This window comes from Mesorhizobium sp. CNPSo 4684 (assembly GCF_057784315.1).
Window position 1 is genome coordinate 24,798 of record NZ_JBWLUX010000051.1, and the last position, 12,757, is coordinate 37,554.

A 12,757-nucleotide genomic window follows, 5' to 3' on the forward strand; every position below is an offset into this window, starting at 1 on the left:
TTCTCCTTTGCCCGACGCCTGAGGATATGGACGTACCCTAGTCTAGATCGGCAACCGCTTCACCAGCCCCGCCTTCAATGCGCTGCGACAGCGAGGCTTCCATGAAGTCGTCGAGATCGCCGTCGAGCACGCTCGACGGGCTGGTGCTTTCGACACCGGTACGCAGGTCCTTCACCAGCTGGTAGGGCTGCAGCACATAGGAACGGATCTGGTGGCCCCAGCCAATGTCGCTCTTCGACGCCTCGGTGGCATTGGCCACTGCTTCACGCTTCTTCAGCTCTTCCTCGTAGAGCCGCGAGCGCAGCATTTCCCAGGCCTTGGCCTTGTTCTTGTGCTGCGAGCGTTCGGCCTGGCAGGCGACCGCGATGCCCGTCGCTATATGGGTGATGCGGACCGCCGAATCCGTCGTGTTGACGTGCTGGCCGCCCGAACCGGACGAGCGGTAGGTGTCGATGCGCACGTCGGATTCAGAGACGTCGATCTCGATCCTGTCATCGACGACCGGATAGACCCAGATGCTGGAGAAGGACGTATGGCGGCGCGCATTGCTGTCATAGGGCGAAATGCGCACCAGGCGATGGACGCCGGATTCGGTCTTCAGCCAGCCATAGGCGTTGTGGCCCTTGATCAGCAGCGTGGCGGACTTGATGCCGGCCTCTTCGCCGTCATGCACTTCCAGCACCTCGACCTTGAAGCGGCGCCGCTCGGCCCAGCGCGTATACATGCGCAGAAGCATCGAGGCCCAATCCTGGCTCTCGGTGCCGCCGGCGCCGGCATGGACTTCGAGATAGGTGTCGTTGGCGTCGGCTTCGCCCGACAGCAGCGTCTCGACCTGGCGGGCCTTGGCTTCGCCTTGCATCGAGCGGATGGCGGCTTCGGCCTCGGCGACGACGCCCTCGTCGCCCTCTTCCTCGCCAAGCTCGATCAGACCGATATTGTCTTCCAGCGCCTGCGTCAGGCCCTTGACCGCGGCGATGCCCTCTTCGAGGCCCTGACGCTCGCGCATCAGCTTTTGCGCTTCCAGCGGTTCGTTCCAGAGGCTGGCGTCCTCAGCCCGCACATTCAGGTATTCAAGCCGCTTTATGGCCTGATCCCAGTCAAAGATGCCTCCTCAGCAGGGTTATCGCCTGCCTGATCTCATCGACAATGTTCTGCGTTTCCGCGCGCATGGCTGGTTGTTCTGTCCTGTTTTTGAAGTGGCGCTTGGGTCGGCGCGATACATAGGGACGGCATTGCTGCCTGTAAAGCGAAATGGGCCGGCTTAACAAGCCAGCCCATTCAACATAAGAAATCAGATCGTCAGTAAAGCCCACCGCCGGGCGCCTGGATGGCTTCCGTCGCCTGCGGCGACAGCGGTCCGCCTGCGCCATTGGAGCCGTCGGCCCCCATGCCGATCACCCAATAGCTGTCGGCAGGGCCGGTGCCCGGCTTGAAGGCTTCGATGATGGTGCCGGCATCGCCCGCCGCGGCACGCATGCCGGTCTTGCGGTTGATGGCGACCAGGTTCATGCCTTCCGGCACCTTGAAGTCGACATTGGGCGTGCCGTCCAGCGCCACGCGCATGAAGTCCTTGAAGATAGGCGCCGCCAGACCACCACCGGTGGCGCCATGGCCAAGGCCGCGCGGGGTATCGTAGCCCATGTAAAGGCCGACGACGAGGTTCGGCGTATAGCCGATGAACCAGGCATCCTTCTCGTCATTGGTCGTGCCGGTCTTGCCGGCAATATGGCGGCCAAGCTCGGCGATCGTGGCGCCGGTGCCGCGCTGGACGACACCTTCCATCATCGAGGTGATCTGGTAGGCGGTCATCGGATCGAGCACCTGCTCGGAATTGTCGACCAGATCCGGTTCGGGTTGGTTGTTCCATTCGGACGCATTGCAGCCTTCGCAGCCGCGCTCGTCCTGCTTGAACACCGTCTTGCCGTAGCGGTCCTGGATGCGGTCGATGAGCGAGGGTTTGATCGACTTGCCGCCGTTGGCCATGATCGAATAGGCCGACACCATGCGCATCACGGTCGTCTCGCCGGAGCCCAGCGCCATCGGCAGATACGGCGCCAGATGGTCGTAGACGCCGAAACGCTCGGCATATTCCACCACCAGCTTCATGCCCATGTCGTTGGCGAGCCGCACCGTCATCAAATTGCGCGACTTTTCGATGCCGGAGCGCAAGGTCGCCGGGCCGGCGACCGTGCCGTCATAGTTCTTCGGCGTCCAGGTCGTGTTGCCGCTCTGGATGGTAATCGGCCCGTCCATGATCACCGAGGCCGGCGTATAGCCATTGTCGAGCGCGGCCGAATAGACGATCGGCTTGAATGACGAGCCCGGCTGGCGCATCGCCTGCGTGGCGCGGTTGAACTCCGACTGCGCATAGGAGAAGCCGCCGACCATGGCCAGCACGCGGCCGGTATGCGGATCCATGGCGATCAGGCCGCCCTCCACTTCCGGCACCTGTCGCAGCGTGTAGGCGCCTTCCGAACCTTCGTTTTTCTGCACGAAGATGACGTCGCCCGGCTGCAGCACGTCGGCCGGCGACTTGGCCTTGACCGTCTTGCCATCGACCACATGGCGCATGGCAAAGCTCATGTCTTCCTTGCTGACGGTGCCTTCGACGCGTTCCTTGACGATATCTCCTGAAATCTGCCGCGTCGGCTGCAGGCCGATGGAAAGGCCGGTATCCGAGCTGTCGAGCACGACGGCAAGCGACCATTCCGGCACGTCTTCCAGGCCCTTGACGGCGCCCAGCGCCACGCCCCAGTCGCCGGAAGCATCGATATGCGTCACCGGTCCGCGATAGCCGCGCAGCGTATCGTATTTGAGCAAGCCGTTCTGCATCGATTTGCGGGCGATGAGCTGGATCTTCGGATCGAGCGTCGTGCGCACCGACAGGCCGCCCTCATAGAGCGCGTTCTCGCCATAGCGGGAGATGATCTGGCGGCGCACTTCCTCGGTGAAGTATTCGCCCGCGAACAGATAGGAGCCGTTGCGGCGCGGCGTCACGCCCAGCGGCTCGGCCTTGGCCTTGTCGCCTTCCTCACGCGTCACGTAGCCGTTCTCGACCATCTGGTCGATGACCCAGTTGCGGCGCTCGATGGCGCGGTCGGCATGCTTGAAGGGATGGTAGTTGTTGGGACCTTTCGGCAGCGACGCCAGATAGGCGGCTTCCGCGACGGTCAGTTCGTTGACCGACTTGTCGAAATAGGTCAGTGCCGCGCCCGCGACGCCATAGGCGCCGAAGCCGAAGAAGATCTCGTTGAGGTAGAGCTCGAGGATGCGGTCCTTCGAATAGGCCTGCTCGATGCGGAAGGCCAGGATCATCTCCTTGATCTTGCGCTCATAGGTCTGGTCCGAGGACAGCAGGAAGTTCTTTGCCACCTGCTGGGTGATGGTCGAGGCGCCGACCTGGCGCCTGCCCGAGCCCACATTCTGCAGGTTGACGTAGATGGCGCGGCCAAGCCCGGTGATGTCGATGCCGGGGTGGTTGTAGAAATTCTTGTCCTCGGCCGACAGGAACGCCGCCTTGACCCGGTCCGGAACCGCCTGGATCGGCAGATAGAGCCGCCGTTCGCGCGCATATTCCGCCATCAGCGAGCCGTCGGAGGCATGGATGCGGGTCGTCACCGGCGGCTCGTATTTGGCCAGCACTTCGTAGTCGGGCAGGTCCTTCGCCAGATGGCTGATGTATATCGCCACGCCCGCGGCAACCAGAAGCGCCAGCGTCGTGCCGATACCAAAGAAATAGCCGATGAGACGAATCATGCCCGCTCCAGTCCGAGGTTCGGGAATTTCCTAGACGAAGCCGCCTTTCGCGCAAGCCTTCGCAACGGTCCCGATCCGTGATGGAAAACCCATGTCGCCACCATGTGGACAAAATGGGGCAGCGCCCGATTTCTGCATCCCCCACCGGAAATAAAAGCGCCCGGTGTTGTCGTCGTGCAACGCTGCCTCTGGTTGCAGGCGGCGTCGGCCATCTCAGCCTCCGGTTCCCGTTTCCATCTTGGCGGAGGCAAACAAAGCGACGGCGTTGGTGATGCTCTGCGCCGCCTTGCCGCGCCAGTCGGCGTCGAGCAGCTGCGCCTCGTCCTTGGCGTTGGAGAGATAGCCGAGTTCGACCAGCACCGAAGGCACATCGGGCGCCTTCAGCACCTTGAAGCCTGCCGAGCGCTGCGGATTGTTGATCAGGCCGACGCTGGTGGACAGCTGGCCGACCAGGGTGTGGGCGAAACTCATCGAGAAATTGTGCGTCTCGCGGCGGATCAGGTCGATCAGTATGTCGGTGACTTCCTTGTTGTCGTCCTTGATCACCATGCCGGCGAACTGGTCGGAAAGGTTTTCGCGATCGGCCAGCGCCTGCGCTTCCGGGTCGGATGCCTTGTCGGAGACGGTGTAGACGGTGGCACCTCTGATGCCCTTGACGCTGATCGTATCGGCATGGATCGAGATCAACAGGTCCGCCTCGTGCTGGCGGGCGATGCGCACGCGGTCGTCGAGCCGCAGGAATTCGTCGGTCTCGCGCGTCATGAACACGTCGTAGTTGCCGACGGCGGCGAGCTTGTCGCGCAATTCGGTGGCGAAGGCCAGCGTGACGTTCTTCTCGATGGTGCCGTTGAGGCCTTCGGCGCCGCCGTCGATGCCGCCATGGCCGGGATCGATGACGACGGTGAAGCGGTGCCCCGGATTGGAGATCGGCCCGGTGCCGACCCTAGCGCCCTTGTCGGTGGAGACGGTCGAGCCGGTGGTCAGCGCCTGGTTGGCAAGGGCTTCGTCGAACTCGCGATCCGAGGCCGCCGACATGTCGATGGCGATGCGGTAGCCGGTTCCGTCATCATTCTTGAGCACGTCGAGCTTGTCGACCGAGAACGGCCCCTTGCCGGTCAGGATCAGCCGCGATCCCTCGCCTTGATCGCCATAGCGCACCGCCTTGACCAGGCCGCGCGCCTTGGCGTCCTTCGCGCTGATGGCGAATCGTGTGCGCGGCAGGTCGACGACCAGCCGGTTGGGGCCGCGCAACAGGAACCATTTGATATCGGGTTCGCGGTCGAAATCGATGACGATGCGCATCTTGGTGGCGTCGCCCGCCATCTTGTAGGCGGTGGCGCCGAGCGGCACATCAGCCGCGCGTGAACCCGGCGCAAAACCGAAGCAGAGCGCCAGCAGCAAAAGCACAATCGCGGGGCGCAGCAAAAGGCCTGCACGGCCATGGCCCTTGTCTGTGGTGCCCGCCAGTCCCATCTCTTTGCAGTTGCTCCCGGTTTGGCGCCTCGCGCCCGCGTGGTTGGTCGAAATGCCGGTCAGGCCGCAGACTCGATTAACGATTGGTATCCAGCTCAATTAACGATTGGTATCCAGAGAAGGTTAACCAAGCCTTTTCTTTTGAGCATTAAGGCCTGTGCTTCCGTTACGGCACTGCTTTTTGCCGGCATCCGAAATCGGGGTTGCCTTCCACCCCGTCAAATCATAAAAGCGATGGTGGATCACTGCAATCCTGGAACCGCTTCTCCCGCAGCTTCCTGCTACAGGTCAGATGAAAGGCGGCTCCTTTCGCTTCCAGCGAAAAGGCTTCAGGTGATCGCGACGAATTTCGCAGGTGTGCGCCCGTGGCGGGGGAATCGCCTGCGTGAGGAAAACGGCCGGGTTTGTTCCCGTGCCGGCTCTGTATGAGCAAACAAGCTGGTCCGGTTCGTCCGGGCTTTGGTTCAAAAGGTTCTGCTGGTGACGATGGCTTCAAGCGCAATCATGGAAAGGTCCGCATCAAACCGCGCCATTATGGCTGCGGGCGGCACCGCCATGGCGCTCAAGCGGCGGCCAGCAACCATCCAGACATCCGGCACCCACATGACAGACACGCAGCGGCGGGCTTTGCCTCGCAAGCTGCGGCTGATGGCTGCCGGGAGGAAACGTAATAATGCCCAACAAAATGCTGATAGACGCCTCCCACCCGGAGGAAACACGCGTTGTCGTTATCCGCGGTAACCGTATTGAAGAATTCGACTTTGAATCCCAGGACAAGAAGCAGCTCAAAGGAAACATCTATCTCGCCCGCGTAACGCGCGTCGAACCTTCCCTTCAGGCAGCCTTTGTCGAATATGGCGGCAACCGTCACGGTTTCCTCGCCTTCAGTGAAATACACCCCGACTATTACCAGATCCCGGTCGCCGATCGTCAGGCTCTGCTGCGCGCTGAAGCGCAGGAAGCCGAGGACGAGGAGAACGAGGACAATGACGGCGACGACCGCCAGAGCCGTGATCGCGGACGGCGCGGCCGCCGGCGCGGCGGCAAAGGCCGCGAGCGTGGCGAACACAAGCGCGACGCCGGCACCGATGATGAAAGCGGCGAAATTGGCGACACCGGCAGCGATGCCGTGACCGAAGAGCCTGCTTCCGAGCATGCCGCGGCTGATACCGCCGGGCATGAAGATCACGCCGGGCATAGCGATAGCGAAACCTCCGAGACCGAGACATCCGAGACCGAACCGTCAGAAGGCGGCCCGACATCGATCGCGGCAAGCGTCGAAGCGGATGTGATCTCCGAAGCCGTCCCGCCGGCTGAGGCCGGCGACGACGCGGCCTCCAGCGAGGCTAGCGGCGAAACTGTTTCGGCCGATCACAGCGGCGAATCCACCTCCAGCGACAATGATCGCGGCATGCTGGAAGAGGTGCAGTCCTCGCATCTCGACGACCACGAGATTGAATCGGTCGGCGCCGAGGATGCGTTGGAAGAGGTACGCAACCGCCGCAAGCCGGTGCGCCGCCAGTACAAGATCCAGGAAGTCATCAAGCGGCGGCAGATCCTTTTGGTGCAGGTGGTCAAAGAAGAGCGCGGCAACAAGGGCGCGGCTCTGACTACCTATCTGTCGCTTGCCGGCCGCTATTCGGTGCTGATGCCCAACACGGCGCGCGGCGGCGGCATTTCGCGCAAGATCACCAGCGCGGTCGACCGCAAGCGCCTCAAGGAAGTCGTTGCCGATCTCGAAGTGCCGCAGGGCATGGGCGTGATCCTGCGCACCGCCGGTGAAAGCCGCACCAAGGCCGAGATCAAGCGCGACTACGAATATCTGATGCGGCTTTGGGAAAACGTCCGCAATCTGACGCTGCAATCCACCGCCCCTGCCCTCGTCTACGAGGAAGGCAGCCTGATCAAGCGCTCGGTGCGCGACCTCTACAACAAGGATATCGACGAGATTCTTGTCTCCGGCGAGGAAGGCTATCGCGAGGCCAAGGACTTCATGCGCATGCTGATGCCGAGCCACGCCAAGGTGGTTCAGCCGTTCCGCGACACGACGCCGATCTTCGTGCGCAACGGCATCGAGGCGCAGCTCGACCGCATGCTGCAGCCGCAGGTGACGCTGAAGAGTGGCGGCTACATCATCATCAACCAGACCGAAGCGTTGGTCGCCATCGACGTCAATTCGGGCCGCTCCACCAAGGAGCACTCGATCGAGGACACCGCGCTCCACACCAACCTTGAAGCGGCGGAAGAAGTCGCCCGGCAGTTGAGGCTGCGCGATCTCGCCGGCCTGATCGTCATCGACTTCATCGACATGGAGGAGAACCGCAACAACCGCTCCGTCGAGAAGCGGCTGAAGGATCACCTCAAGAACGACCGGGCACGCATCCAGGTCGGCCGCATCTCGCATTTCGGCCTGATGGAGATGTCACGCCAGCGCATCCGCGCCAGCGTGCTGGAATCGACCATGAAGCCCTGCCCGCATTGCGGCGGCACCGGCCATGTCCGCTCCGACTCGTCGGTGGCGCTGATGGTGGTGCGGGCGATCGAGGAATTCCTGCTCAAGGATTCGCGCAGCCACATCACGGTGCGGACGCCGGCGGCAACCGCGCTCTATGTGCTCAACCACAAGCGCGGCACCTTGGTGGAACTCGAAAGCCGCTTTGGCCTGACCATCACCATCGAGGCTGATGACACGGTCGGTGTGCAGCACTATGCCATCTTCCGCGGCGCTATTGCCGAAAAGCCGGAAGGCTTTGTCGAGCAGCGCAGCCTGCCCGCCTATGTCGAGCCGGAAGAGCCCGAGGACGAAATCGTCATCGAGGAGGAAGACGACGAGGTTGTGGTGCAGGTCGAGCAGCCGCGCCAGGCGCAGCCGCAGTCGCAGCAGCAGCCGAGATCGGCTGAGGACGGCGAAGGCCGCGACCGCAAGCGCCGCAAGCGCCGCAGGCGGCGCGGCGGCAAGGATCGCGACCGCGAGCATGGCGAGCGCGAGCATGGCCAGACCGCCGAAGGCGCTTCGGCCCCTGCGGCAAGCGCCGACTTTGCCTCTGAACCGGGCGGCGGCGATGCTGCACCGCAAGACGGAGCCCCGGTTGGTGCCGTCGAAACGGTGGAAGCGTCTGATGACACCCAGGGCAAGAAGCGCCGGCGCGGCAAGCGCGGTGGCAAGCGCAATCGCCGCGAGGACGGCGAAGGCACTGAGGCCGAGGCTGGCGAAGCCGCTGACGTCTCGGTGGCCGATGCCGCTGAAGCCGAAACGGCCGCAAGCGAGCCGGTCGCGGCGGTAGCGGCTGAAGAAGCCGCGGCTCCCGCCGCGGCGAACGACGACGCGCCAGCCGAAAAGCCGAAGAAGAAGCGCGCCTCGAGGGCGAAGAAGGCCGCGGCCGAAATCCACGCCGAGACGGTGGCCGAAGCGCCGGCCGCCGCCGCTGTCGAGGACATTGCACCGGTCGAGGCGCAGACTGAGGAAGAAGCACCCGCCAATGTCCGCCCGACCCGGCGCAAGCCTGTGGCGATCGATGCTCCTGTCGTGCCGGTGGTCTCCTCGACGGTCGCCGATGAGGCCAAGGCCGAGGAAAAGCCGAAGCGTGCCGGCTGGTGGCAGCGGAAGGGCTTTTTCTAAGCTTTTCAGCTAATTAAGATAGATTTCTAACAAAAAGTCTCGCGTCGTTCAAACCACGACGCGGGACTTTTTGTTATGTGGCGCGACGTCAGGACTTGCCGAGATTAAGGTCAGGCCGAGTCGAGAATGGTGGCTTCCGAGAACCGGAGCGGAGCGTACTTAAAGTACGTGACACCGGAAGCGCAGGAAGCTGCCCTGCGCAGGCCGGCCTCACCTGAATATCGGTAAGTCCTAGGGTGCGAAGATCGACCAGTTCATCACCCTCGCCAGCTTTTCCAGCGCGATCGACCCCAGCTTCGAATTGCCGTTGGCGTTCAGACCTGGCGACCACACGGCGAGCGAGGCGACGCCCGGCACGATCCCCAATATGCCGCCGCCGACGCCGCTTTTGCCGGGAATGCCGACGCGGAAAGCAAAATCGCCGGAGCCGTCATAGTGGCCGCAGGTCAGCATCATGGCGCCGATGCGGCGTGCGCGCTCGGCCGACACCACGGAATGGCCGGTCGCTGGATTCTTGCCGCCATTGGCGAGGAAGCGGCCGGCCAGCGCCAGTTGCCGGCAGCTCATGGCGATGGCGCAATGGTGGAAGTAGACGCCCAGCGCCAGCTCCGGCGCATGGTGAAGATTGCCGAAGGATTTCATGTAGTTGGCAAGCGCAAAGTTGCGGTAGCCGGTGGCGCGTTCGGAGGCCGCGACCTCGCGGTCGATGATGATCGTCTCATCGTCGGCGAGGAACTGGATGAAGCGCAGGATCTCTCCGATCGCCTCGCGCGGCTGGTGGCCGGCGAGCAATATGTCGGAGACGACGATGGCGCCGGCATTGATGAACGGATTGCGCGGAATGCCGTTCTCATGCTCGAGCTGGACGATCGAGTTGAACGGATTGCCTGAGGGCTCGCGCCCAACCCGCTGCCACAGCGCATCGCCGACATTGCCAAGCGCCAGCGTCAGGGTGAACACCTTGGAAATGCTCTGGATCGAGAATGCCTGGTCGGCGTCGCCGACGACAAGCACGTGGCCGTCATTGGTCACCGCCGCAATGCCGAATTTCTTCGGATCGACTTTGCCGAGCTGCGGGATGTAGGTGGCGACGTCGCCACGATCGGGGCGTTCCGCCATCTCGGCGGCGACATCGGCCAGCGCTTGTTCGAGTTCCGGCATTGTCGTCCCCGCTATTTCAGCCAGCGCTCGATGCGCGCCATCGCCTCGACCATGTCGTCATGGCTGCCGGCATAGGAAAAACGCATCGTTCGGTGTCCGGCCAGCGGATCGAAATCACGGCCGGGCGTCGCCGCCACATGCGCCTCGGCCAGCATTTTGCGCGCAAAGGCCATGCTGTCATTGGTATGCCGGGTGACATCGCAGAAGGCATAGAAGGCGCCGTCCATGGGGGCTGCCAGCGGAAATCCGATCTCCGGCAGGCGCTGCATCAACAGCTCGCGGTTCCGGGCGTAGCGCGCCTTCACCGCTTCCAGCTCTTCCGTCGCCTTGAAGGCTTCGATCGCCGCGATCTGCGACAGTTCCGGCGGCGAGATGTAGAGGCTTTGGGCAATGCGCTCGATGGGCCGCACCAGGGCGTCCGGCAGCACCATCCAGCCGATACGCCAGCCGGTCATGCAATAGTATTTTGAGAAGGAATTGATCACCGTTACGCCCGAGCCATAGGCCAGCGCCGTAGTGTCGGGCGCGGCATAGGCCAGCCGGTGATAGATCTCATCCGATATGACCGCGATGCCGAGTTCTTCGGCTGTCCTCACCAGCGCCGAGAGCTCATCGGCGGGAATGACGGCGCCGGTCGGATTGGCCGGGCTGGCGAACAGCACGCCCTTCAACGGGTTTTCCCGATGCGCCACCTTCAAATGGTCGGCATGCAGATAAGCGTCCAGGCCGAGCTCGATCTCGACGATCTCGATGCCGAGCGCGGCCATGATGTTGCGATAGGCGGGATAGCCGGGTGCCGCGATGGCGACGCGGTCGCCCGGATCGAACATCGCCACGAAGGCCAGATTGAAGGCTGCCGACGATCCCGTCGTCACGGCGATGCGGTTCGGCGCGACATCGATTCCGTAGTGATCGCCATAATGCGCGGCGATCGCCTTGCGTAGATCCGCCATGCCGAGCGCATCGGTGTAGCCGATGCGGCCGATCTTCAGCGCATTTACGGCGGCTTCCCTGACCCCCACCGGCGCCGGATCGGATGGCTGCCCGACGGCCATGGACACGACAGGCACGCCTGTCGCCTTCAGCCGGTTGGCTTCGGCCAGGATGTCCATGGCGTGAAACGGCTCGACTTCACCGCGGCGCGACAGCGAAACAACCATTTGACCTCACCTCTTCCGCCCAATCCTGCCGCTCCAGGCCAGCAACCCCGATGGCAGCGCCGCACAAATGCCCGATTGATGTGAGGATCACAAGTTAGCCTAGTTCGGTGCCGACTCTTTTCATCGTTCGCCCGCTCGTTTACCAGTGGACCTCATGCTGAGCCGACCCAAATCGACGATTTCAAAATATTCCATCGGGAAGACAGCGCGCGGCTTCGCGACGCTTTTGCTTGCCGCCGCCGTCGCTGTTACCGGCTCGGTGACTGCTTTCGCACAGGCGGTGCCGGTGGTGCGCGATGCCGAGATCGAGGCGCTGGTGCGCGACTATGCGCGGCCGATCTTCAAGGCGGCTGGTCTCGCCAATGACGGCGTCGATATCGTCCTGGTCAACGATCAGAGTTTTAACGCCTTCGTCACCGGGCGCCGGCTGTTCATCAACACCGGCGCGCTTATGCAGGCCGAAACGCCCAATGAGATCATCGGCGTCATCGCCCACGAAGCCGGCCACATCGCCGGCGGCCATCAGCAGAAATTGCGCGACCAGCTCGAGCGCGCCAAGACGATGGCCATCATCGCCACGCTGCTTGGCGCCGGCGCCATCGTTGCCGGCGCCACCACCAACAGCCGCGGCCTTGCCGGTGCCGGCATGGGTGTCGCCGCCGGCGGCGGCGAGATGGCGCAGCGCAGCATTCTCGCCTACCAGCGCACCGAAGAGTCGACCGCCGACCGCTCGGCCATCACCTATCTCAACGCCACCGGCCAGTCCGGCATGGGCATGCTGAAGACCTTCGCCCGCTTCCAGAACGCGCTGTCTCTGTCCGGCACGCAGGTCGATCCCTACCGGATCAGCCATCCCATGCCGCAGGAGCGCATCGCCAATCTCGAAGTGCTGGTCAAGCAAAGCCCCAATGTCGACAAGGTCGATCCGCCCGCGCTTCAGCAGCGGCACGACATGATGCGCATCAAGATCGCCGCCTATATGGGCGGCCAGGCCGCCGCGACGCGGCTGATGCGCAAGGCCCCGGGCAGCCTCCCATCGCGCTATGGCGAGGCGCAGATGGCCTATCTCTACGGCAATCTGGGTGCGGCACTCACCAAGACCAACGCCTTGATCAAGGAACAGCCGAAGAACCCCTATTTCCAGGAATTGCGCGGCGACATCCTGATGAAGGCCAACAAGCCGAAGGACGCGGCGGATGCCTATGCCAAGGCGGTCAGCCTCGATCCGGTGAAGTCGGGCCTGTTGCCCGTGTCCCTCGGCCAGGCGCTGATGGCCATCGGCACGCCCGATTCACTGAAGAAGGCGGTGGTGCAGATCAACAACGGTCTCGGGCGCGACAAGGAAAACACCGCCGGGTACCGCTATCTGGCCCAGGCCTATGGCGAACTCGGCAACATCCCGGCCGCGGAGCTCGCCACCGCCGAGGGTCATTTCTATTCCGGCGACTACAAGAATGCGAAAATCTTTGCCATGCGCGCGCAAAAGGACTTGAAGCGCGGTGAGCCCGGCTGGATTCGCGCGCAGGACATCATAAACTACAACCCTTCAGGCAAACTCAAGAAATGAACCTTCCGGTCGCTCGTAGCG

7 protein-coding genes are annotated in these 12,757 nt (G+C 63.2%); 2 read left to right on the forward strand and 5 right to left on the reverse strand.

Annotation, left to right across the window (positions count from 1 at the left end; all coding sequences use genetic code 11):
* Positions 1-37: 37 nt before the first annotated feature.
* The 3 genes from prfB to AC04SG_RS30910 form a co-directional block, all read right to left on the reverse strand.
* Positions 38-1,169 (reverse strand): peptide chain release factor 2 gene (prfB, locus tag AC04SG_RS30900; RefSeq protein ID WP_112564354.1). Its coding sequence is split into 2 segments (ribosomal slippage): positions 38-1,102 and positions 1,104-1,169, totalling 1,131 coding nucleotides; the frame shifts between segments, so codons are not numbered across the junction.
* Positions 1,170-1,299: 130 nt separating this feature from the next.
* Positions 1,300-3,756, reverse strand: coding sequence for a penicillin-binding protein 1A (locus AC04SG_RS30905; RefSeq protein ID WP_488554120.1), 2,457 nt, complete (start codon positions 3,754-3,756; stop codon positions 1,300-1,302).
* A gap of 213 nt (positions 3,757-3,969) precedes the next feature.
* A complete protein-coding gene (locus AC04SG_RS30910; protein ID WP_488554121.1) occupies positions 3,970-5,229 on the reverse strand; it encodes an N-acetylmuramoyl-L-alanine amidase in 1,260 nt (419 codons plus the stop codon).
* A 673-nt stretch (positions 5,230-5,902) separates the two neighbouring features.
* Here AC04SG_RS30910 and AC04SG_RS30915 point away from each other — a divergent pair.
* Complete coding sequence (locus tag AC04SG_RS30915) at positions 5,903-8,848, forward strand: Rne/Rng family ribonuclease (protein ID WP_488554122.1); 2,946 nt, start codon at positions 5,903-5,905, stop codon at positions 8,846-8,848.
* A 231-nt stretch (positions 8,849-9,079) separates the two neighbouring features.
* Here the strand turns inward: AC04SG_RS30915 and AC04SG_RS30920 are convergent, their stop codons facing one another.
* The gene (locus tag AC04SG_RS30920) at positions 9,080-10,009 is read right to left on the reverse strand and encodes a glutaminase (RefSeq protein ID WP_488554123.1); all 930 of its coding nucleotides are present in this window, start codon (positions 10,007-10,009) and stop codon (positions 9,080-9,082) included.
* 11 nt (positions 10,010-10,020) lie between these two features.
* Entirely contained in the window at positions 10,021-11,169 is a 1,149-nt protein-coding gene (locus AC04SG_RS30925) for a pyridoxal phosphate-dependent aminotransferase (protein ID WP_488554124.1), read from the reverse strand.
* A gap of 154 nt (positions 11,170-11,323) precedes the next feature.
* Between AC04SG_RS30925 and AC04SG_RS30930 the strand changes: the two genes are divergently transcribed.
* Positions 11,324-12,736 (forward strand): M48 family metalloprotease, encoded by a 1,413-nt coding sequence (locus tag AC04SG_RS30930; RefSeq protein ID WP_488554125.1) that lies wholly within the window; start codon positions 11,324-11,326, stop codon positions 12,734-12,736.
* The last annotated feature ends 21 nt before the right edge of the window (positions 12,737-12,757 follow it).